We start from the raw sequence: 19,878 nt of genomic DNA on the forward strand, positions 1-19,878 counted from the left end.
TTCGCGTCCGAAAACGCGGCATGACGAGAATCGCGTTGCGAAGATCGGGCGGCCGGCTATCCTGCCGGCCCGTCCACGCGAACCCTCCCCTCATGGCCTTGCACCGCGACATCTTCTGGGTCGGAAGACAATGGGCGGTGACCGGGGCCGGGATCCAGGCCATCGACCAGCGCCTCCGCGGCGTTCTCGACATCGGGATCGCGCGGCTCTGGGACGACGATCTCGTGCAGAGCCGGCGGGCCAAGCCCGGGGTCAATGCCGCGGATTTCGACAAGGCGTTGAGCGTGGCACGCGAACGCTTTCCGCAGGAGCCGACCTCCGATCCGTTCCTCGCGCAGCTGAAGGCGCTCGGCGTCATCGAGGCTTCCGTCGTGAACCCGGTCGTGCCGGCGATGCAACTGCGTGCAGAAGGCCGGCTTGCGCGCTTCCTGCCGCAATGGCGCGTTCGCCGCTAGCGGGACCAGCCAGGGAACCAGCCGCCGGACCGCAATCGTCCGGTTTGCCTGATCGGCGCTGGCCGGATAAGACGGCTCAGACCCGCTTTCAGGAATCGAACCTTCCGCATGCGCATTCTCTGCACCAATGACGACGGCATCCACGCTCCCGGCCTCAAGGTCGTGGAGGAGATTGCGCGCGCTTTGACCGATGATGTCTGGGTGGTGGCGCCCGAGCTCGACCAGTCCGGCGTGTCGCACTCGCTGTCGCTGAACGATCCCTTGCGTCTGCGCGAGGTCGGCCCACGGCACTTCGCCGTGCGCGGCACGCCGACCGACTGCGTCATCATGGGAGCGCGCCATATCCTGGGAGCCAAGCTGCCCGATCTCGTGCTGTCCGGCGTCAACAAGGGCCGCAACGTCGCCGAGGACGTGGTCTATTCCGGCACCATTGCCGGCGCATTGGAAGGCACCATCCTGGGGTTGCCGTCATTCGCATTGTCGCAGGAGTTCAGCGTCGAGACCCGCGAACGGCCGCCGTGGGACACGGCCCGCAAATTCGGGCCCGATATCCTGCGCAAGGTGATCGCCGCCGGCGTTCCGAAGGACACCGTCATCAACATCAACTTCCCATCCTGCGCGCCGGAGGATGTGCTTGGCATCCGCGTCACGCGGCAAGGCAAGCGCAATCTCGGCTTCCTCAGGATCGACGAGCGCCGGGACGGCCGCGGCAATCCTTATTTCTGGATCGGCTTCGAGCGGACCGCGATGCTCGACACGCCCGCCGATGGCACCGATCTTGCGGCGCTGCGCGAGCGCTACGTCTCGGTCACCCCGCTCAGGCTCGACCGCACTGACGAGGCGTTTTCGGAGCAGCTTGGCCTCACCCTGAAATAAGTGTTAGCTGCCGCGAAGCGCGGCCTCGATGGTCTTGCCGAGCGCGTCGAGCTGAAACGGCTTCTGGAGCGCCGGCCGGTCGCGATATTGCTCGGGCAGGCCGGAGGAGCCGTAGCCGGTGGCGAAGATGAACGGGCAGCCCTTGGCCATGATGACATCGGCGACCGGCGAGATGACCTTGCCGTTGACGTTGACGTCGAGAATGGCGAGATCGAACTCGGTGGATTGCGCAAGCCGCATGGCCTCATTGATGTCGCCCGCTTCGGCGGCAACCTTGTAGCCAAGCTCCTCCAGCATGTCTGCGACCATCATTCTGATCATGACCTCGTCCTCGACGAGGAAAACAGAGCGGCCCGAAAGCCCTGTCGCAGTCATGGTTGAGTCCTTGCCCATTCTCGTAAACGTTCGCAGATAACGATAGGCGACGCAATGCGCGTTTCGGCGAACGCAAACCTCGCAAATGGCTTAGCGCTTTGAAGGCCTTGTTGTGGTCAAATGCTGTGCCGAAAGGATATCATGAGTTCCTGAGCCGGAACAAGATTCTCGTCTCGGGTTCTTGCGGTGCAGTACGGCGATCCGCCAGACGAGACGAGCGATAGCAGCAATGACGTCCCACCAGCACCCGCCGGAAAAGATGATGTTTCAGCTCACGCTGAGGCGTCGGGGCATCAGCGATCAGGCCGTGCTGCGGACCATGGAAGAGGTGCCGCGCGAGCTTTTCGTCGACGAGGCCGATCGCGAGGGCGCCTATCGTGACAGCGCGCTGCCGATCGCCTGCGGGCAGACCATCAGCCAGCCCTTCGTCGTCGCCTACATGACCGAGCAGCTCCAGCTCCAGAAGCAGCACCGGGTGCTCGAAATCGGCACCGGCTCCGGCTACCAGGCCGCCGTGCTGTCGCGGCTCGCCGGCCAGGTCCTGACCGTCGAGCGCTATCGCAAGCTCGCCGACACGGCACGCGCCCGGCTTGAGAAGCTCGATTGTCACAATGTCGAGGTGATGCTCGGTGACGGTCTCAATCTGCCTCCCAACATCGGCCCGTTCGATCGCATCATCGTCACCGCGGCGATGGAGCAGATACCGGAGAACCTGGTCGAGCGGCTTGAGGTCGGGGGCATCCTGATTGCCCCGGTCGGCCCGCATCAGGGCGTGCAGACGCTGACCCGCCTGGCCCGCAGCGAAACCGGAATCGAGCGCAAGGAACTCGTCGAGGTCCGCTTCGTGCCGGCACTGCCCGGGGTGGCGCGGGAGCTGTAGAATCCCGGATCGGCAGTGCCGCCAACATCTTATTGTGAGGGTTAAGCCGTTATTTACTCGCCGCGTGTTTACTTAAAACACCAGTTCTGTTGCGTACGAGTGAGTAACCATGTCCGCTGTCGCCGAGTTGCTTTACTCGCGCCGCGTGCCGCAGGTCGCGGTGCTGGCGCTGATCTCCTTCAGCTTTGCAGGGTGCAGCGCCGACATGTCGTCGCGGCTGTCCCAGACCAACTTCTCCAATCCTTTCGCCTCCGAGCAGACCGGTTCGGTGCAGCAGCCGCCGCCGCCGCAGCGTGAGTTGCCGCAATATGCGCGGCCGCAGACGCAGCCCGGTTACTACCAGTCGCAGGCTTTGCCTCCGCCCGCGGTATCTGCCCCGCAGTCCTATCCCGTTGCCTCCGGGGGCGGGGTGTCCGGCGGCGGACGCGGCGTCAGCTCATATGCGCCTCCGGCGCAACCGCATCTGGAGACCACGGCCACTGTCCCGCCGCGGTCGGTCGCGGCAGCCCAGCCGGCCGGCGGGACCAAGATCATCGTCGGCACCAGCGACACGCTCGACGTGCTCGCCAAGCGCTATCGCGTCACGCCGCAGGCGATCCTTGCCGCCAACGGCTACAAGGGTCCGCGGGCGCTCTCGCCCGGCCAGCAGCTGATCATTCCGTCGCCGGCAACGGCAGCGGCGCCGGCGCCAGCGACAGCTCCAGTCCCCGCAGCGCCTGCGGCGAAGCCGGTTGCTGCCGTCGCGGCACCGCCGAGCACGCACTTCGTCAACCGTGGCGACACGCTCGCCAGCATCGCGCGCAAGAACCGCATCTCGGCGGTAGAGCTCGCCCGTGCCAACGGCATCGATCCGTCGGCGAAGCTGAAGCTCGGCACCAAGCTGACAGTGCCCGGGGCCAAGACCGCTGCCGTTGCGGCGCCGGTTGCTGCGGCTCCGGTCGCGGCTGCACCGGTGGCCGGAACGCTCCAGCCCGTTGCGGCAGCTCCGGCACCCGCGACCAAGATGGCCACTGCCGCCGCGCCCGTGCAGAGCGCGCGGCTCGCCCAGGCCACGAGCAATGTGGAAGAGAAGGCTGCCGAGACGCCGGCGAAGGCTGCGGAGGCCACCGGCGCGCTGCCGACCTTCCGCTGGCCCGTCCGCGGCAAGGTGGTCACGAGCTACGGTGCCAAGACCAATGGCAAGTCCAATGACGGCATCAATCTGGCGGTGCCCGAGGGGACGCCGGTCAAGGCGGCCGAAGATGGCGTCGTCGCCTATTCCGGCAACGAGCTGAAGGGTTACGGCAATCTGGTTCTGGTTCGGCACTCCAACGGCTACGTCACCGCATATGCCCATGCGAGTGAGCTGTTGGTGAAGCGCGGCGATACCATCAAGCGCGGCCAGGTCATTGCCAAGTCGGGTCAATCCGGGGAGGTGGCGTCGCCGCAGCTCCACTTCGAGATCCGCAAGGGATCGAGCCCGGTTGACCCGCTTCAATTCCTCAACGGGGCGTGAGGCTTACGTAGCCTCCGCGCGAACGGTGTCGTCGCCCGGCTCGACCGGGCGACCCAGTACGCCGCGGCCTCTCGATTGACAACAACCGTCTCTGGAATACTGCATCGCCCGCTCCAGTGCGCAAGTACGCACAAGGCGGGCGATGACAGTTGAATTCGGGGTAACAGCTCGCGCTACTACGCCGTCAGCTTCACACCCAGCCGTCCCGCCAGCTCCTGCACGAACTGCCAGGCGACGCGGCCCGAGCGCGAGCCGCGCGTCGTCGACCATTCCAGCGCCTCGCGCTCGAGCGTCTCGTCGTCGACCCTGATCCCGAAATGGCTGCAATAGCCGCGCACCATGGCGAGATATTCGTCCTGGCTGCAGCGGTGGAAGCCGAGCCAGAGGCCGAAGCGATCCGACAGCGAGACCTTCTCCTCCACCGCTTCGCCCGGATTGATCGCGGTCGAGCGCTCGTTCTCGATCATCTCGCGCGCCAGCAGATGGCGCCGGTTGGAGGTGGCGTAGAGGATGACGTTCTCGGGCCGGCCCTCGATGCCGCCTTCGAGGACCGCCTTGAGCGACTTGTAGGAGGCATCATTGCCGTCGAAGGAGAGGTCGTCGCAGAACACGATGAAACGGAAGGAGGAGGCCCGCAGCTGCTCCATCAGGGCCGGCAGGCTCTCGATGTCCTCACGGTGGATCTCGATCAGCTTGAGCTTGTCGGCCGGTTTGCGCTCCGCGTTGATGCTGGCATGCGCCGCCTTCACCAGTGACGACTTGCCCATGCCGCGTGCGCCCCAGAGCAGGGCATTGTTGGCGGGCAGGCCGTTGGCGAAGCGCTCGGTGTTCTCCATCAGGATGTCGCGCATCCGGTCGACGCCCTTGAGCAGGAACAGCTCGACTCGGCTCACGCGCGGCACCGCCGAGAGGCGTCCGTCGGGATGCCAGACATAGGCGTCCGCCCGCTTGAACGACTCGGCCTCGACCGCCGGCTTGCCCTGCGCGGAGAGGTGCGCCGCAATGGTCTCCAGGGCGTGGACGATGCGCTCCTGCGCGAGGTCCGGGCCTGCCTTGGTGACCGCCGCCGTGGGGCGTTTTGCCGCGAGGCGGGTGGGCTTGTTGGCAGGGGTGCGGGGGCCTTTGCCGGCCGGGCTTTTGCTATGGTTTTTGGGCATGTCCGAAGTTCCTGAGAACGCAGCCTTATCGGGCCTGACGGGCCGCCGCAAGGTGGCCCAAAAGGGCAGTCTGGCAGCGTTGCAATTGGGGCAATGGCCGCTATAGTCCGCGCGAATTTGACCGAACCGGTCGCCTTTGAGGGCCTGACCGGCTTTCCCCCGTTCTCGCGAGGATCGTCCGAATGCTGATTACCCCTGCGTATGCCCAGGCCGCGGCCGCTGGCGACACCAACAGCATGTTGATGTCGCTGCTGCCGTTCGCCCTGATCTTCGTGATCATGTACTTCCTGATTCTGCGCCCGCAGCAGAAGAAGGTCCGCGACCACGCCGAGCTCGTGAAGAATATCCGCCGCGGCGACACCATCGTGACCTCGGGAGGCCTCGTCGGCAAGGTCACCAAGGTGGTCGACGACGACCAGATCGAGTTCGAGATTTCCGACGGCGTGCGCGTGCGGCAGATGCGCCAGATGATCTCGGGCGTGCGCGCCAAGGGCGAGCCGGCCAAGGAAAGCGCAAAAGAGAGCGCCAAGGACGACACCGCGGCGAAGTGAGAGCTTCACCGCGAGTCTCAAGTCTCCTGATCTGACAGGTCCAGTCGATGTTGTATTTCACGCGGTGGAAGGCGCTGGGGATTATCCTGACGGCGCTGATCGTGTGCCTCTGCGCGGTCCCCAACTTCTTCCCCGAGGCGCAAGTCAAGAGCTGGCCCGCCTGGGCGCAGCGCCGCATCGTGCTCGGCCTCGACCTCCAGGGCGGCTCCTATCTGCTGCTCGAGGTCGACGCTGCCTATGTGAAGAAGGAGCGGCTCGACCAGATCCGCGACGACGTTCGCCGGACCCTGCGCGACGCCAAGATCGGATTCACCGGCGGCGTCACCGTGCGCAACGATGCCGTCGAGGTTCGCATCACCAAGGAGACCGATGCGCAGCCGGCGCTTGCCAAGTTGCGCGAGCTGTCCCAGCCGCTGGGCGGCCTGATGGGATCCAGCGGTCAGCGCGACCTCGAGGTGACTGATGCCGGCGGCGGGGTGATCCGCCTGAGCGTCCCGCAGGCTGCGGTGCTCGATCGCCTGCGCAAGACCATCGAGCAGTCGATCCAGATCGTCGAACGCCGCGTCAACGAGCTCGGCACCGTCGAGCCCGTCATCCAGCGCCAGGGCAACGACCGCATCCTGGTGCAGGTCCCCGGTCTTCAGGACCCGACCCGCCTGAAGGAACTGCTGGGCAGGACCGCGAAGATGGAATTCCGCATGGTCGACACCTCCGTGCCGCCGGATCAGGCGCAAGCGGGCAGGGTGCCGCCGGAATCCGAACTGCTGATGAGCGCCTCGCCTCCGCCGACGCCCTACGTGGTCAAGAAGCAGGTGCTGGTCGCCGGCGGCGACCTGACCGATGCGCAGGCGACCTTTGACCAGCGCACGGGTGAGCCGGTCGTCAGCTTCAAGTTCAACACCTCGGGCGCGCGCAAATTCTCGCAGGCCACGCAGGAGAACGTGGGGCTGCCGTTCGCGATCGTGCTCGACAACAAGGTGATCTCGGCACCGGTCATCCGCGAGCCCATCACCGGCGGCCAGGGCCAGATCTCCGGCAATTTCACGGTGCAATCGGCCAACGATCTGGCCATCCTGTTGCGCGCCGGCGCATTGCCGGCGCCGCTCACGGTGGTCGAGGAGCGCACCGTCGGTCCGGGCCTCGGCCAGGACTCGATCGAGAAGGGCCAGCTCGCGGCCTATGTCGGCTCGATCCTTGTCATCATCTTCATGCTGCTGACCTACCGGCTGTTCGGAGTGTTCGCCAACATCGCGGTGGCCATCAACGTCGCCATGATCTTCGGCTTATTGTCGCTGCTCAACGCCACGCTGACGCTGCCCGGCATCGCCGGCATCGTGCTCACCGTCGGCATCGCGGTCGACTCCAACGTGCTGATCTACGAACGCATCCGCGAGGAATTGCGCGGCGGCCGCAATGCGATCTCGGCGATCGACGCCGGATTCAAGCGGGCGCTCGCCACCATCCTCGATTCCAACATCACCACCTTCATTGCTGCCGCGGTGCTGTTCTACATCGGCACCGGTCCGGTGCGCGGCTTTGCCGTGACGCTCGGCATCGGCATCATCACCACGGTGTTCACCGCCTTCACCCTGACCCGGCTGATCGTCGCCTGGTGGGTGCGGTGGAAGCGGCCGCAGAGCGTGCCGATCTAGGAGCCTGATCGTGACTCACACCGTTCTCATCGGGCTCGGCGTCCTCATTGCCATCCTCACCGTGGTCTCGGCCCTCGGCCTGCTGCCGTCGCTGCGCATCGTCCCCGACGATACGCATTTCGACTTCACGCGTTTCCGTCGCATCAGCTTTCCGATCTCGGCGGCGCTGTCGATCCTCGCTATCGTATTGTTCTTCACCCACGGCCTGAATTTCGGCATCGATTTTCGCGGCGGCACGCTGCTGGAGGTTAAGGCAAAATCGGGCGCCGCCGACATCGCGGCGATGCGCACGACGCTCGATTCCTTGCGTCTCGGCGAAGTGCAGTTGCAGCAGTTCGGCGGGCCAGAGAACGTCCTGATCCGCGTCGCGGAGCAGCCGGGTGGGGACACCGCCCAGCAGGAAGCCGTGCAGAAGGTCCGCGCCGCGCTCGGCGATTCCGTCGAATATCGCCGTGTCGAGGTGGTCGGCCCGCGCGTCTCTGGCGAATTGCTGGCCTTCGGCATGCTCGGCCTGATGCTCGCGATTCTCGGGATCCTGATCTACCTCTGGTTCCGGTTCGAATGGCAGTTCGCGCTGGGCGCCATGATCGCCAACGTGCACGACATCGTGCTGACGATCGGCTTCATGTCGATCAGCCAGGTCGATTTCGATCTGACCAGCATCGCCGCGCTTCTGACGATTCTCGGCTACTCGCTCAACGACACCGTCGTCATCTACGACCGCATCCGGGAAATGCTGCGTCGCTACAAGAAGATGCCGATGCCGCAGCTGCTCAATGAATCCATCAACTCGACGCTGTCGCGCTCGATCATCACCCACGTCACGGTGACGCTCGCGCTGCTCGCGCTGCTCTTGTTCGGCGGCCATGCTATCCACAGCTTCACCGCGGTAATGATGTTCGGCGTGGTGCTGGTCGGCACCTACACCTCGATCTTCATTGCAGCGCCGATCCTGATCTATCTCGGCGTCGGCGAGCACCGCGAAGACGCGCCCGATACGGCGACGCCGGCGAAGAAAACCAAAGCATGATCCGAACCTCATGCCCTTGCAGGCGTTTGCGAGGGCAGTAAGCCCATTCGGACGAAGCTCATGGCCGGCGATCCCAACGCTCCGCATTTTCCGCGCTCGGCGCCGATCGATGCCTATGGCAAGGGCGGCTTCGCCTTTGCCGGCATGTCGCATCGGGGCTCGCTGCTCTGTCTGCCCGACGCGATCTGGGCCTGGGACGTGATCGATCCCGCGAAGATCGACCGCTACTCGCTGGATCGGGTGTTCACGGCGGCCAACAGCATCGACACGCTCCTGGTCGGCACTGGAACGGGGCTGTGGCTCCCGCCGCCGGAGCTGCGTCAGGCGCTCAAGGCGGTGAGGGTGGTGCTGGACACGATGCAGACCGGCCCGGCCGTGCGTACCTACAACATCATGATCGGCGAACGGCGGCGGGTTGCCGCCGCGCTGATCGCCGTGCCATGAGCAACCCGCCATCCGACTCCGCCGCGTTCTGCGCCGATCTCGTGCGCAGCCACGACTTTCCCCGCTACGCCGCGACCCTGTTCGCGCCGGCCGCCGAGCGCCGCGCGTTACTGGCGATCTATGCCTTCAACGTCGAGATCGTTCGCGTCCGCGACCAGGTGAGCCAGCCCCTACCCGGCGAGATCCGCCTGCAATGGTGGACCGACATGCTGTCGGGCCACGTCCATGGCAGCGCCGAAGGCAATCCGGTGGCGGCCGAGCTGCTTCGCGCGATCCGCGATTTCGACCTGCCGGTCGAGCCGCTGTCGCTGCTTGCCGAGGAGCATCAGTTCGATCTCTACAACGACCCGATGCCGACGATGGCCGCGCTGGAAGGTTACCTCGCGGCGACCTCATCGGCGCTGTTCGCCCTGGCAGCGCAGGTCTTGGGACCGCCTTCGGAGGCGGCCGAGCATGTCGCCCGCCATGCCGGGCTGGCGCAGGGTATCGTGCAGGTCATCGCCAATCTGCCGCGCGATGCCGCGCACCGGCAATTGTTCGTGCCGCAGCAGGTGCTGGAGCAGCACGATTGCAGCATGGAGGATGTCTTCGCCGGCAAGGAAACACCCAATCTCCATGCGGTGCTTGAGCAACTGGCGGGTGAAGCCCGGCAGCATATGACCGCGGCTTCATCGCTGCTGGCGCAGCTGGCGCCGCCGTTGCGGCCGGCGTTTCTGCCGCTGCGCCAGGCGCAGGCCGATCTCGAGCGCCTGTCGCGCCCGGGACGCAATCCGTTTAGGTTGCAGCCGACCTCGCGGTTGCGCACGCTCTGGACGCTGTGGCGCGCCTCGCGATCGCGTGAATTTACCAAATAGACGCCGGCTTATCGCTTGGCCCGCCCAAATGCTCTATGCTGTCCTATGGCTGACATGTCCCAAAGCTCGTTCGATCTCAGCGGCCTTCCGGTCGCACCGGAAGACATTCAGGCCGCCGCCAAGACCATACAAGGCGCCGTCGTCGAGACGCCTTGTAGCCATAGCCGGACGCTGAGCAGCATCTGCGGCTGCGACATCTGGCTCAAATTCGAGAACCTGCAGTTCACCTCCTCGTTCAAGGAGCGCGGCGCGCTCAACCGGCTTACCGCTCTGACGGCGGAGGAGCGCGCGCGGGGCGTGATCGCGATGTCCGCGGGCAACCACGCGCAAGGCGTTGCCTACCACGCCAAGCGGCTCGGCATTCCCGCCACCATCGTGATGCCGATCGGCACGCCCATGGTGAAGATCGAGAACACCCGGCATCACGGCGCCGAGGTGGTGGTCACGGGCGCGACGCTGGAGGAGGCGGCCGCCTTTGCGCGCAGCCACGGTGAAGCGCACGGCATGGTCTTCGTCCATCCTTACGACGATCCGCTCGTCATCGCCGGGCAGGGCACGATCGGGCTGGAAATGCTGAAGGCGGTCCCGGAGCTCGACACGCTGGTCGTCCCGATCGGCGGCGGCGGTTTGATCAGCGGAATTGCCATTGCCGCGAAGTCGATCAAGCCGTCGCTCAGGATACTGGGCGTCGAGGCCTGGCTCTATCCCTCGATGTACAACGCCATTCACGACGGCAATCTGCCGGCGCGCGGCGATACGCTCGCCGAGGGCATCGCGGTGAAATCACCGGGCAAGATCACCACCGAAATCGTTCGGCGCCTCGTCGACGATATTGCGCTCGTCAACGAAGCCGAGCTCGAGCGTGCAGTCGCGACCCTGATCTCGATCGAGAAGACCGTCGTCGAGGGCGCCGGCGCCGCCGGCCTCGCCGCGCTGATGTCCGATCCGTCCCGCTTTGCCGGCGAGAAGGTCGGCCTCGTGCTGAGCGGAGGCAATATCGACACGCGGCTGATCGCCTCCGTGCTCACCCGCGAGCTCGCGCGCGAGGGGCGGCTGACGCAATTGTCGCTCGATATCCCCGACAGGCCGGGGCAGCTCGCCGCGGTAGCGGCACTGCTGGCCGAAGCGGGTGCGAATATCATCGAGGTCTCACACCAGCGGACCTTCTCCGACCTGCCGGCCAAGGCGACGCTGCTGCAGCTTGTCATCGAGACCCGCGATGCCGCCCATCTCAACGAGGTGATGGCCAGGCTCAGCGCATCCGGACTGAGCGCGCGCTGCACCTGAGCACGCGCTAACGTGACGCCAAATCCGCGACGTGGTCGATCAGCCGGTCGATCTCGGCTTGGGTGTTGTAGTAGTGGGGGGAAGCTCGGACGAGCGGCGGCAGCTCGCGGTTCTCGGCATCGATGCGGGTACTCGACGGGTCTGAAGCGCCGATTGTGATGCCCGCCGCCGCGGCGCTGCTGACAATGGCCTCCGCTTCATATCCATCCAAAGTGAAGCTGACGATGGCGCCAGGCTTGCGGCCAAGGTCGTGAATAGTGATGCCGCGAATGGAAGCGAGGCCGCTGCGAAGGCGGCCCGCGAGCAGCCGGCAGCGCTCCTCGATGGCATCCATGCCGATGTCGAGCGCATAATCGACGGCAGCGCCGAGCCCAAGCCGGGCGGCGTAATTATTCTCCCATGTCTCGAAGCGGCGGGCATCGTCGCGGAGCCGATACTCATCGCGCGAGACCCAGGGCGCTGCAAAATGGTCGATCATCGGTGGCTCGAGCTGCTGCAGGAGCGCCCCGCGCACATAGAGAAAGCCGGTACCACGCGGTCCCCGCAGGAATTTGCGTCCCGTGGCCGACAGCATGTCGCAGCCGATGGCCTCGACGTCGACCTCCATCTGGCCGACCGCCTGGCAGGCATCGAGCAGATAGGGGATGCCGTGTGCTCGCGCAATTCTGCCGATGGCCGCTGCGGGATTGGTCAGCCCGCCATTGGTCGGAACCCAGGTGATGGCGATCAGCTTCACGCGTTCGTCGATCATACGTTCGAGTGCGCCGACATCGAACTCGCCCGTCGCATCGCTCGGCACCACATCGATGACCGCGCCTGTGCGTTTGGCGGCCTGAAGAAACGCAACATAGTTGGCGGCGTACTCCGCTTCGGCCGTCAGGATCCGGTCGCCCTCTCGAAATGAAAGCGAATAGAACGCCATCTGCCAGGCAACCGTCGCGTTCTCCACCAGGGCGATTTCATCCGGCGATGCGTTCAGGAGCCGGGCCACTGAGCCGTAAACGGCTTCGAGCCGATCTGACGCGCGATCGGCTGCGGCATAGCCGCCGATCTCGCTCTCGAGATCGATATGTCCCTTCATCGCCGCGACGATGGGCGCGGGCATGAGAGCCGCACCGGCATTGTGGAGATACGCGAGCCGGGAGGCAGCAGGCGTGTCGGCACGAATCTGGTTGATGTCGATCACGTCAGAGCCTCCATCTTCAGGTTCCTCGTAGACACAATGACGCACGCGAGCAAGCTCGGGCAAACGACTGTTCCAGCTGGAGCATGCAGATCGGGATGCCTATGCTGATCGGAAGCGCAATCTGGCACGGAATCACAGGGAATACCCAATGGCAAAGAACACGATCTGCCTCTGGTACGACAAGGATGCTGAAGCCGCGGCCCGCTTCTATGCCGAGACGTTTCCCGACAGCGCGGTGAGTGCGGTCCATCGCGCGCCCAGCGACTATCCGTCCGGCAAGGCAGGCGATGTCCTGACCGTCGAGTTCACGGTAGCCGGCGTTGCCTGTCTCGGTCTCAATGGCGGACCCGTCTTCAAGCACAACGAGGCCTTCTCGTTCCAGATCGCCACCGACGATCAGGCGGAGACCGATCGCTACTGGAACGCCATCGTCGGCAATGGCGGGCAGGAGAGTGCGTGCGGCTGGTGCAAGGATAGATGGGGAGTCTCCTGGCAGATCACGCCGCGGGTGCTGACCGAGGCGCTGGCCGCCGGTGGCACGGAGGCCAAGCGCGCCTTCGATGCGATGATGGGGATGACGAAGATCGACGTCGCCGCGATCGAAGCCGCGCGCCGCGGCTGAGACGGTCGCGCCTCAGATGCAGAGGCCGAGCAGCTTGACGTGACAGTTGCCGGACTTCGGCTTGCTCGCGGGCGGTACCTCGCGCTTCACCGCGACGACGGGCTCCTTGTCCTTTTTCTTGCCTTTGCCCTTCTCGTAGTCGCCGGCGATGACCATGGCCCAATAGGTGCGCTTGCCACTCGCATTCTTGGCGCTGGCAATGCCGACGCGGGAGGCATTGTGCAGCAACAGGTTCTTGCGGTGCCCGGAGGAGTCGATCCACTGGCCCAGCGTCTTGTCGAAACTGTCGTAGCCGTAGGCGATGTTCTCTGCGGCGCGGCCCGCGCCGGCCGGTGCGACGCGGCGATTGAATGGGCCGAGTGTGTCGTGGCTGAGGTCGTCCTTCGCCGCCATCGCGCGGGCCTGATCCATGGCGATGCGATCGAGGGTGGCGTCGCGCACGACGCGGGCCTCACCATGCTTGAGACGGAAGCTGGAGATCAGCTCCGCCGGTGAGTCGGCCAGCGCAGGCGCCCCTGCCAGCAGCACAAGGCCGGCGATCGTTCCGCCAACCATACGATGCATCATCGTCCCCCGAGCGCCCATGATCTCTGCCAACCCTTCCTGATCCAAGCGCTTCTCGATCGCCATTGTGGAGGCTTCAAGGCGCAGATTCCGCGCTAGCTCGTCGGGAGCTTCGCCTCGAAATTGAAGCGGTCGCGCAGGTTCTTGCGCTGCTCCAGGATATCCTTGAGGAAGGCGCGATCCTGCTCGTTCTTCATCATCGGCTCGATCAGGTCGAGCTGGTTCATGGCGACCAGTTGCAGGACCTCGATGCGTGGCTTGCCGCTGGCGTTGCGTGGCAGGGCGTGCACGACCTGGATGTGCTCGGGCGGCTTCGGTCCCTTGGCGGCGGCAAGCTCGCTGCGGAGCTGGCCCTCGAGCGCGGCCTGATCGGCTTCGACGAAGGCGTAAAGCCCGACACCGGAGCGACGGTCGGCAAAGGCGACGATGGCGGCGTCGCGCACGGCGGGATTCCGGCGGATCAGCTCGGCCAGCACCGGCGCGTCGTTGACGAGCCGACGGCCGCCGCCCTCGCGATCGGTGAAGTTGAACAGGCCGCGGGTGATGGCGCGATAGACCTTCTTGCCGGTGGCGAGCCATAGGCTCGCGGCGAACGACTTCCTCGCCAGGATCTTTCGCTCTCGCGGCGTCAGCGCCTCGGGCGCGTAGGAGCGCTTGTGCTTGAGCAGATGCCGGAGGTCCTCATAGGCGAGGATGCGATAGAGCCGGCCGCGGCGCTTGAAGCACGCGGCGAGCTGGAAGTCGGTGACATAGGCGCGGCCGTCGCGGCCGACCAGCCAGTTCTGCTCCTTGGCGAGATCGTTGTGGCAGATGCCGGCGCGGCGCAGCCGACGCAGTGCGGCCTTGGCGGAGCGGAAATAGGCGACATCGCCATGGGGCTTTGCCAGGTGCAGCGCGACGCCGTCGACGAAGCCGCGCACCAGAGCGCGGCGCCCGGCCCAGAGCAGCTCGGGGCCGACGTCGAGGCCTTTGGCCCGCACCAGGGCCTGCTTCTCGCGGGCGAACAGGTGGCGTGCCAGCAGAAACGACCACCATGGCACCTCGTCGAGCCGGCGCAGCACCGCGTCGATCTCGCCGCTTTCGCTGCGGAAACGGCCGCGCTCGACGGTCGAGAACACGTCGCGCTTGAGCATCACGCCTTCGGTCCAGCGCGCCGACAGCTCTGCGGCGTCGTCTTTGGGCAAGCTCATTGCAAACTCACGCGGCGGCGGCAATGCGCAGGTGATCGGCGATCCAGCGATCGAGATCGGCGAGCGCCCGTGCGCTCAGCGCCTGCTTCTTGGCCACCGTCTTCTCGTTGCCGCGCAGCCGCGTGCCGTCGGGCTTCTTCGTTGGCACGCTCGTGAGCGGTGGAAACAGGCCGAAATTGATGTTCATCGGCTGGAACGAGCGCGTGCCCGGCTCGATGGTCTCGATATGGCCGCCGGTGATGTGACCGAGCAGCGATCCCAGTGCGGTCGTAGCCGGCGGGCTGACAAGCGTCTCGCCGCGCACTTCCGCGGCTGCATAGAGACCCGCGATCAAGCCGACGCTGGCGGATTCCACATAGCCTTCGCAGCCCGTCATCTGGCCGGCGAAGCGCAGCCGCGTCTGTGCGCGCAGCCGCAGCTGGCCGTCGAGCAGCTTCGGCGAGTTCAAGAAGGTGTTGCGATGCAGGCCGCCGAGGCGGGCGAATTCGGCGTTCTCCAACCCCGGAATGGTGCGGAAGATGCGCTGCTGCTCGCCATACTTCAGCTTGGTCTGGAAGCCGACGATGTTGTAGAGCGTGCCGAGCTTGTTGTCCTGGCGCAGTTGCACGATCGCGTACGGTTTCGTGGTGGGATCGTGCGGGTTGGTGAGGCCGACCGGCTTCATGGGACCATGGCGCAGCGTCTCGGAGCCACGTTCAGCCATCACCTCGATCGGCAGGCAGCCGTCGAAATAGGGCGTGTTGGTCTCCCATTCCTTGAACTCGGTCTTCTCGCCGGCGATCAGCGCGGCGACGAAGCCCTCATACTGCTCCTTGGTCATGGGGCAGTTGATGTAGTCGGCACCGTTGCCGCCGGGGCCGACCTTGTCGTAGCGCGATTGGAACCAGGCCACCGACATGTCGATGGACTCGCGGTGCACGATCGGCGCGATGGCGTCGAAGAAGGCGAGCGCGTTCTCGTCGGTGAGCTCGCGGATGGCGTCCGCCAGCGGCGCGGAGGTGAGGGGGCCGGTGGCGACGATGACGTTGCTCCACGCGGCCGGCGGCAGGCCCGCGATCTCGCCGCGCGCGATCTCGATCAGGGGATGATCGTTCAGCGCCTTGGTGACGGCCGCCGAGAAGCCGTCGCGATCGACCGCGAGTGCGCCGCCGGCGGGCACCTGGTTGGCGTCGGCCGCGCGCATGATCAGCGAGCCGAGGCGGCGCATCTCCGCATGCAGCAGGCCGACGGCGTTGTTGGCGGCGTCATCCGAGCGGAACGAGTTGGAGCAGACGAGCTCGGCAAGTCCGTCGGTGCGGTGCGCCTCGGTCATGCGGGTCGGCCGCATCTCGTGCAGCACCACGGGCACGCCGGACTTCGCAATTTGCCAGGCAGCTTCCGAACCGGCGAGGCCGGCACCGATCACGTGGACGAGGTTGGATTGGGGTCCTGTCATGGGGCGGACAGGTAGCGCTTTTCGGCGGAGAGTGGAATCGCCGAGATCGAGTTTTCTGCCACCAGATGCGACAACGCCCGCACGAGGCGGGCGCTATCGGTCCGTTCTAGTGAAGGGCTGAAGGACATCAGCCCTGATACTGACCGGCGGCAACGCGCGGGATGTCCGAGCGATCGAGGCCGATATCGGCCAATTCGCGATCGCTGAGCTGGGACAGCTCGGCAACATTGCGCTGATAGTCCCGGAAGGCCTGGATCATGCGGATGAGCGAGAGCAGCATTGGTAGTCTCCTGTAGTTCGATTCAGCCTTTGCTGGAGGCCTCATCGTTGAAATGAATATAGGTGAGAGTGGTGCAGTGCGAAAGTTTCGATGTTGCGATGCAGCTAAGCGCTATGCGCATGGCGTACGTAACGGATGATTAACCGGAAGGCGCTCCCGCCCAGAGCTTAGCCAAGGTCGTCCGGTGTCGGCGATAAGTACCCGTGAAATAACGGGTTTATGTCAAAGATTGATCTGGGTCATCGCGGAAATAGGTTGCCTATGAGCGGCCAGCAAGTTCAACCCAGCAGCTTATAGACTCAAGTCATGCCTGCCTGATTCGCATAGGACGCGACGCTATTATATGAATATAGATTCACTTTAAGATCCATTGAATACCGAAAATGCGCCCATGAGCGATGCGCTGGCGCCGCTACAGGCTAGGCCCGCTTGCCGGGGTTCGGCAGCGGCGATTCGGCGCGCTTCGGCTGGGCTGAGATCTAAGGGGCGCGTGCGAGCTGGGCGGCAAAATAGGCCACGGTCTTGGAGTAGACCTCGCTCTTGTTCCACTGCTTGAGCACCTCAAAGTTCGGGCTGCCCGGCTGCCAGTCCTTGCCCTTCTGCCAGCCATAGCCGACCAGATAATTGGCCGTGGAGGCGAGCACGTCGGGCACGTTATGCAGAAGATCGCGCTTGCCGTTGCCGTCGAAGTCGATGGCATATTTCATCCAGGATGACGGCATGAACTGGGTCTGGCCGAGCTCGCCGGCCCAGGCGCCTTTCATGTCGGCAGGCGCAAGATCGCCGCGCTGGACGATGCGCAACGCATCCAACAGCTCGGCGCGAAACTGCTCGGAGCGACGGCAATCGTAAGCGAGCGTTGCAAGCGAGCGGATCGTTGCAAACTTGCCGGTGTTGACGCCGAAATCGGTCTCCAGGCCCCAGATCGCGACCAGGACTTCGCCCGGGACGCCATAGGCCTGCTCGATGCGCGACAGCACCGAGCCGTATTGCTTCATCCTGTTGGAGCCGCGCTCCAAGCGTGGCGGCACCATGCGGCCGGAGAACTCCTCGAAACTCTGGGTAAAGACCTTTTGCGAGCGGTCGCGGTTGAGCACGCTCTGGTCGAACGTGACGCCGGCAAGCCCGGCAGTGATGGTCTGCTGCGAGATGCCCTTCGCCGCAGCGTCGGTTTTGAAATCAGCCAGCCAAGCGTCGAAATTGCCCGAGTCGCAGGCAACCGCGGCGGGCGCTGGCTGGACTGAGAGAAGGGACGCGGAGACGGCCAAGGCTGCGAGAGCAAGACGAGAAATCGTCGGAGTCATCAGATGAAATGGATTTCCGTGAATTGACCTGACCGGCAGCATAATCTCGGCTGTAACCGCGGCCAAAGCAAGGCGCGCGGCCCTGTCCGAACCGGCCAGGGCCGCACGTCACGAGATTGTCAGACGTCAGTCCGATTCCGCCACGGGAAAAGGTTGGCCGGGAAGTCGGCGGCCGGCTTGCGCGCCCGATGCGGCGGAGGGGGGACCGGACGTGCGCCCGGATCGGACGCGATCACCTTGCGGTAAAGGTGCCACGTGGCGTGCCCGAGCAGCGGGACCACAACGGCGAGGCCGAGGAAGGCCGGGATCGTGCCAAGCGCGAGCAGCACCGCCACGATTAGGCCCCAGGCCGCCATCGGCACCGGGTTTTTCGCGACCACGCGCAGCGAGGTGCTCATCGCCTCGAACGCACCGGCATGGCGGTCCAGCATCAAGGGGAACGACACGGCACTGAGACAGAGCGCGGCGAGCGCGAACAGGAATCCGGTGCCGCAGCCAACCACGATCAGCCACCAGCCTTGCTGCGTCGTCAGCACGCGCATCATGAAGTCCGAGAATCCGGTGACGCCCTCGTAGCCGAACGCCGCGACATAGATCGCCTGCGCGGTCGCCACCCAGGTGACGAACAGGGCGAGCAGCAATGTACCGAGGCCGAGCATCGCGCCGAACGACGGCGATCGCAGCACCTCCATGGCATTCCAGGCGCTGGCCGGTTCATAGCGCTCGCGCCGGCTGGAAAGCTCGTAGAGCCCGAGCGCAGCGAAAGGCCCGATCAGCGCGAAGCCCGCGGCGAGCGGAAACAGCAGCGGCAGCACCGAATAGCCCATCACCACACGGGCGAGCACGAGGCCGAGCACCGGGTAGATCACGCAGAGGATGATGGCGTGGCTCGGAACGGCCTTGAAATCCTCCCAGCCGCGCCTGAGCGCGTCGTGCAGATCGGACAATTGTATGGTTCGGATCACCAGTCCAGCCTCATCCGTGGGCTGGGCCATCGTGGGGACATTGCCCTGGTAGAGTGTGGCCATGGTCGCTAGCTCCCTTGCCAAGCGGCTGCATCCGGCGCCGGCAAACGGCACAAGCGGCCGCCCATTCTCTTGAAATCCCACGATCCCGACCAGACGCGAATTCCGGATGGATCGCGAGCTGAACGGCAAGCATACTCCCAAGTCCGAGTCCTGTCCCTCACGCTTGGGTGAAATTTCGATGCCGCGACGCAATCAATGCGGCGTCATTCTGTCGTCATTTCGCCGCAGATAAGCTGATGCTGCTGTCCGTTCGCGCAACTTCGCGGGCGCGGCGCACCAACTTCGTCTATAAGTGCCACGCAAGGCCCTTCCAATGGTTTCCTTTTCGGGGAGCAGACATGAGCATTTTCGGGAAAATCATCAGCGCGATCTTCGGCGGCCAGCCGGCCTCCGCTGCGCCGGCCGGTGGCGCCGCTTCGCCGGGCGCCCCCGCAGGGTCGGCAAGTCCTTCGGCGCCGGCCGCCGCACCCATGGCTGCGGTCGACGTGGCGGCGATCGTCGACAAGGCGGCCGCCGCGCACAAGGGCGAGAAGCTGGAATGGCGTACCTCCATCGTCGACCTCATGAAGGCGCTCGACATCGATTCCAGCCTCGCTGCGCGCAAGGATCTCGCCAAGGAGCTGGGCTACAGCGGCGACATGAACGACTCGGCGAGCATGAACGTCTGGCTGCACAAGCAGGTGATGTCCAAGCTCGCCGCTAATGGCGGCAAGCTGCCGCCGGAGATCAAGCACTGACCGGACCTGGGGTAGTGCCTCAGGGGCCCGCGATCGCCGCCGGCCCTTTTGCATTCAGGCGACCAGATCCGCATCCTCCGGATGCCGATCGAGATAGTCGACGACGAAGCCGCAGCCGGCGATCACCTTCTTGCCGTCGCGCCGGATCAGGTCGAGCGCGCCCTTGACCAGCTCGGAGCCGATGCCGCGCCCGCGCAACGCGCGCGGCGTCTCGGTGTGGGTGATGATTACGGCCGACGGCGTCAGCCGGTAATTGGCGAAGGCGATGTCGTCGCCGACATCGAGCTCGAAGCGGCTCCTGTCCTTGTTGTCGCGTACCGAAGCCGCCATGCGGGGTCCCTCCGAACTGCAGGTGCCTCCTGATCTAGGAGGCTGACACGGCCCTTGCCAAGGTGAGACCAGGGGGAGATTGCGCAGACGAGATATCTGCAAATGCGCGCCGCCCTGACCGCACTGCGGTATGGCCATGGCGCCCG

22 protein-coding genes are annotated in these 19,878 nt (G+C 65.2%); 12 read left to right on the forward strand and 10 right to left on the reverse strand.

Going from position 1 to position 19,878, the window contains the following annotated elements; genetic code table 11:
• Positions 1-92: 92 nt before the first annotated feature.
• Complete coding sequence (locus tag ACTEK7_RS02125) at positions 93-455, forward strand: hypothetical protein (protein WP_057029282.1); 363 nt, start codon at positions 93-95, stop codon at positions 453-455.
• 108 nt (positions 456-563) lie between these two features.
• The gene (surE, locus tag ACTEK7_RS02130; RefSeq protein ID WP_036012754.1) at positions 564-1,331 is read left to right on the forward strand and encodes a 5'/3'-nucleotidase SurE; all 768 of its coding nucleotides are present in this window, start codon (positions 564-566) and stop codon (positions 1,329-1,331) included.
• 3 nt (positions 1,332-1,334) lie between these two features.
• Here surE and ACTEK7_RS02135 read toward each other — a convergent pair whose 3' ends face one another.
• Positions 1,335-1,706 (reverse strand): response regulator, encoded by a 372-nt coding sequence (locus ACTEK7_RS02135; protein ID WP_036044248.1) that lies wholly within the window; start codon positions 1,704-1,706, stop codon positions 1,335-1,337.
• A 229-nt stretch (positions 1,707-1,935) separates the two neighbouring features.
• Here ACTEK7_RS02135 and ACTEK7_RS02140 point away from each other — a divergent pair, with 229 nt between their 5' ends.
• Positions 1,936-2,586, forward strand: a complete 651-nt coding sequence (locus tag ACTEK7_RS02140; RefSeq protein ID WP_085969151.1) for a protein-L-isoaspartate(D-aspartate) O-methyltransferase — start codon at positions 1,936-1,938, stop codon at positions 2,584-2,586.
• Positions 2,587-2,695: 109 nt separating this feature from the next.
• Positions 2,696-4,081, forward strand: coding sequence for a LysM peptidoglycan-binding domain-containing M23 family metallopeptidase (locus tag ACTEK7_RS02145; RefSeq protein WP_225147101.1), 1,386 nt, complete (start codon positions 2,696-2,698; stop codon positions 4,079-4,081).
• Between the two features lie 176 nt (positions 4,082-4,257).
• Here the strand turns inward: ACTEK7_RS02145 and ACTEK7_RS02150 are convergent, their stop codons facing one another.
• Positions 4,258-5,238: an ATP-binding protein gene (locus tag ACTEK7_RS02150; protein ID WP_225147100.1), complete on the reverse strand. Its 981-nt coding sequence runs from the start codon at positions 5,236-5,238 to the stop codon at positions 4,258-4,260.
• Between the two features lie 182 nt (positions 5,239-5,420).
• Here ACTEK7_RS02150 and yajC point away from each other — a divergent pair, with 182 nt between their 5' ends.
• Genes yajC through ACTEK7_RS02180 form a run of 6 tightly spaced genes read left to right on the forward strand, consistent with a single transcriptional unit; the run spans position 5,421 to position 11,056 of the window.
• Positions 5,421-5,789 carry a preprotein translocase subunit YajC gene (gene yajC, locus ACTEK7_RS02155; RefSeq protein ID WP_036012751.1) on the forward strand — a complete coding sequence of 123 codons (369 nt, stop codon included), beginning with the start codon at positions 5,421-5,423 and terminating at the stop codon, positions 5,787-5,789.
• Positions 5,790-5,836: 47 nt separating this feature from the next.
• Positions 5,837-7,441, forward strand: a complete 1,605-nt coding sequence (gene secD / locus ACTEK7_RS02160; protein ID WP_225147099.1) for a protein translocase subunit SecD — start codon at positions 5,837-5,839, stop codon at positions 7,439-7,441.
• Positions 7,442-7,451: 10 nt separating this feature from the next.
• The gene (secF, locus tag ACTEK7_RS02165) at positions 7,452-8,471 is read left to right on the forward strand and encodes a protein translocase subunit SecF (RefSeq protein WP_225147098.1); all 1,020 of its coding nucleotides are present in this window, start codon (positions 7,452-7,454) and stop codon (positions 8,469-8,471) included.
• A 60-nt stretch (positions 8,472-8,531) separates the two neighbouring features.
• Positions 8,532-8,915, forward strand: a complete 384-nt coding sequence (locus ACTEK7_RS02170; protein WP_128261560.1) for an Mth938-like domain-containing protein — start codon at positions 8,532-8,534, stop codon at positions 8,913-8,915.
• Positions 8,912-9,769, forward strand: coding sequence for a phytoene/squalene synthase family protein (locus ACTEK7_RS02175; protein WP_225125281.1), 858 nt, complete (start codon positions 8,912-8,914; stop codon positions 9,767-9,769). The genes ACTEK7_RS02170 and ACTEK7_RS02175 overlap by 4 nt, the downstream gene beginning before the upstream one ends.
• A 45-nt stretch (positions 9,770-9,814) precedes the next feature.
• On the forward strand, positions 9,815-11,056 hold the full coding sequence (locus tag ACTEK7_RS02180) for a threonine ammonia-lyase (RefSeq protein WP_225112479.1): 1,242 nt from the start codon (positions 9,815-9,817) through the stop codon (positions 11,054-11,056).
• 7 nt (positions 11,057-11,063) lie between these two features.
• Here ACTEK7_RS02180 and ACTEK7_RS02185 read toward each other — a convergent pair whose 3' ends face one another.
• Positions 11,064-12,242, reverse strand: a complete 1,179-nt coding sequence (locus ACTEK7_RS02185; RefSeq protein WP_225147097.1) for an aminotransferase class V-fold PLP-dependent enzyme — start codon at positions 12,240-12,242, stop codon at positions 11,064-11,066.
• Between the two features lie 148 nt (positions 12,243-12,390).
• Here ACTEK7_RS02185 and ACTEK7_RS02190 point away from each other — a divergent pair, with 148 nt between their 5' ends.
• Entirely contained in the window at positions 12,391-12,864 is a 474-nt protein-coding gene (locus ACTEK7_RS02190) for a VOC family protein (protein ID WP_008547150.1), read from the forward strand.
• Between the two features lie 12 nt (positions 12,865-12,876).
• Here the strand turns inward: ACTEK7_RS02190 and ACTEK7_RS02195 are convergent, their stop codons facing one another.
• From ACTEK7_RS02195 to ACTEK7_RS02220, 6 genes are all read right to left on the reverse strand, one after another.
• Complete coding sequence (locus tag ACTEK7_RS02195; protein ID WP_036028219.1) at positions 12,877-13,428, reverse strand: CAP domain-containing protein; 552 nt, start codon at positions 13,426-13,428, stop codon at positions 12,877-12,879.
• Positions 13,429-13,523: 95 nt separating this feature from the next.
• Positions 13,524-14,618 carry an AMP-binding enzyme gene (locus tag ACTEK7_RS02200; RefSeq protein WP_225147096.1) on the reverse strand — a complete coding sequence of 365 codons (1,095 nt, stop codon included), beginning with the start codon at positions 14,616-14,618 and terminating at the stop codon, positions 13,524-13,526.
• Positions 14,619-14,625: 7 nt separating this feature from the next.
• Positions 14,626-16,053 (reverse strand): methylenetetrahydrofolate--tRNA-(uracil(54)-C(5))-methyltransferase (FADH(2)-oxidizing) TrmFO, encoded by a 1,428-nt coding sequence (trmFO, locus tag ACTEK7_RS02205; RefSeq protein ID WP_225147095.1) that lies wholly within the window; start codon positions 16,051-16,053, stop codon positions 14,626-14,628.
• Between the two features lie 127 nt (positions 16,054-16,180).
• Complete coding sequence (locus tag ACTEK7_RS02210) at positions 16,181-16,333, reverse strand: DUF1127 domain-containing protein (protein WP_007590701.1); 153 nt, start codon at positions 16,331-16,333, stop codon at positions 16,181-16,183.
• A gap of 479 nt (positions 16,334-16,812) precedes the next feature.
• Complete coding sequence (locus ACTEK7_RS02215) at positions 16,813-17,637, reverse strand: lytic murein transglycosylase (RefSeq protein ID WP_036028201.1); 825 nt, start codon at positions 17,635-17,637, stop codon at positions 16,813-16,815.
• 119 nt (positions 17,638-17,756) lie between these two features.
• The gene (locus ACTEK7_RS02220; protein ID WP_225147094.1) at positions 17,757-18,665 is read right to left on the reverse strand and encodes a DUF2189 domain-containing protein; all 909 of its coding nucleotides are present in this window, start codon (positions 18,663-18,665) and stop codon (positions 17,757-17,759) included.
• Positions 18,666-19,003: 338 nt separating this feature from the next.
• Between ACTEK7_RS02220 and ACTEK7_RS02225 the strand changes: the two genes are divergently transcribed.
• Positions 19,004-19,402 carry a DUF3597 domain-containing protein gene (locus ACTEK7_RS02225; protein WP_036028199.1) on the forward strand — a complete coding sequence of 133 codons (399 nt, stop codon included), beginning with the start codon at positions 19,004-19,006 and terminating at the stop codon, positions 19,400-19,402.
• A 54-nt stretch (positions 19,403-19,456) separates the two neighbouring features.
• On the opposite strand, the gene ACTEK7_RS02230 is transcribed toward ACTEK7_RS02225, so the two are convergent.
• On the reverse strand, positions 19,457-19,732 hold the full coding sequence (locus ACTEK7_RS02230; protein ID WP_036044205.1) for a GNAT family N-acetyltransferase: 276 nt from the start codon (positions 19,730-19,732) through the stop codon (positions 19,457-19,459).
• Between the last annotated feature and the right edge of the window lie 146 nt (positions 19,733-19,878).

It is taken from the genome of Bradyrhizobium sp. JHI2711, from assembly GCF_056156565.1.

Coding starts and splice junctions, on each gene's coding strand:
- ACTEK7_RS02125 (WP_057029282.1), top strand. CDS start 93: ATGGCCTTGCACCGCGACATCTTCTGGGTCGGAAGACAATGGGCGGTG.
- surE (WP_036012754.1), top strand. CDS start 564: ATGCGCATTCTCTGCACCAATGACGACGGCATCCACGCTCCCGGCCTC.
- ACTEK7_RS02135 (WP_036044248.1), bottom strand. CDS start 1,706: ATGACTGCGACAGGGCTTTCGGGCCGCTCTGTTTTCCTCGTCGAGGAC.
- ACTEK7_RS02140 (WP_085969151.1), top strand. CDS start 1,936: ATGACGTCCCACCAGCACCCGCCGGAAAAGATGATGTTTCAGCTCACG.
- ACTEK7_RS02145 (WP_225147101.1), top strand. CDS start 2,696: ATGTCCGCTGTCGCCGAGTTGCTTTACTCGCGCCGCGTGCCGCAGGTC.
- ACTEK7_RS02150 (WP_225147100.1), bottom strand. CDS start 5,238: ATGCCCAAAAACCATAGCAAAAGCCCGGCCGGCAAAGGCCCCCGCACC.
- yajC (WP_036012751.1), top strand. CDS start 5,421: ATGCTGATTACCCCTGCGTATGCCCAGGCCGCGGCCGCTGGCGACACC.
- secD (WP_225147099.1), top strand. CDS start 5,837: ATGTTGTATTTCACGCGGTGGAAGGCGCTGGGGATTATCCTGACGGCG.
- ACTEK7_RS02170 (WP_128261560.1), top strand. CDS start 8,532: ATGGCCGGCGATCCCAACGCTCCGCATTTTCCGCGCTCGGCGCCGATC.
- ACTEK7_RS02175 (WP_225125281.1), top strand. CDS start 8,912: ATGAGCAACCCGCCATCCGACTCCGCCGCGTTCTGCGCCGATCTCGTG.
- ACTEK7_RS02180 (WP_225112479.1), top strand. CDS start 9,815: ATGGCTGACATGTCCCAAAGCTCGTTCGATCTCAGCGGCCTTCCGGTC.
- ACTEK7_RS02190 (WP_008547150.1), top strand. CDS start 12,391: ATGGCAAAGAACACGATCTGCCTCTGGTACGACAAGGATGCTGAAGCC.
- ACTEK7_RS02195 (WP_036028219.1), bottom strand. CDS start 13,428: ATGCATCGTATGGTTGGCGGAACGATCGCCGGCCTTGTGCTGCTGGCA.
- ACTEK7_RS02200 (WP_225147096.1), bottom strand. CDS start 14,618: ATGAGCTTGCCCAAAGACGACGCCGCAGAGCTGTCGGCGCGCTGGACC.
- trmFO (WP_225147095.1), bottom strand. CDS start 16,053: ATGACAGGACCCCAATCCAACCTCGTCCACGTGATCGGTGCCGGCCTC.
- ACTEK7_RS02210 (WP_007590701.1), bottom strand. CDS start 16,333: ATGCTGCTCTCGCTCATCCGCATGATCCAGGCCTTCCGGGACTATCAG.
- ACTEK7_RS02215 (WP_036028201.1), bottom strand. CDS start 17,637: ATGACTCCGACGATTTCTCGTCTTGCTCTCGCAGCCTTGGCCGTCTCC.
- ACTEK7_RS02220 (WP_225147094.1), bottom strand. CDS start 18,665: ATGGCCACACTCTACCAGGGCAATGTCCCCACGATGGCCCAGCCCACG.
- ACTEK7_RS02225 (WP_036028199.1), top strand. CDS start 19,004: ATGAGCATTTTCGGGAAAATCATCAGCGCGATCTTCGGCGGCCAGCCG.
- ACTEK7_RS02230 (WP_036044205.1), bottom strand. CDS start 19,732: ATGGCGGCTTCGGTACGCGACAACAAGGACAGGAGCCGCTTCGAGCTC.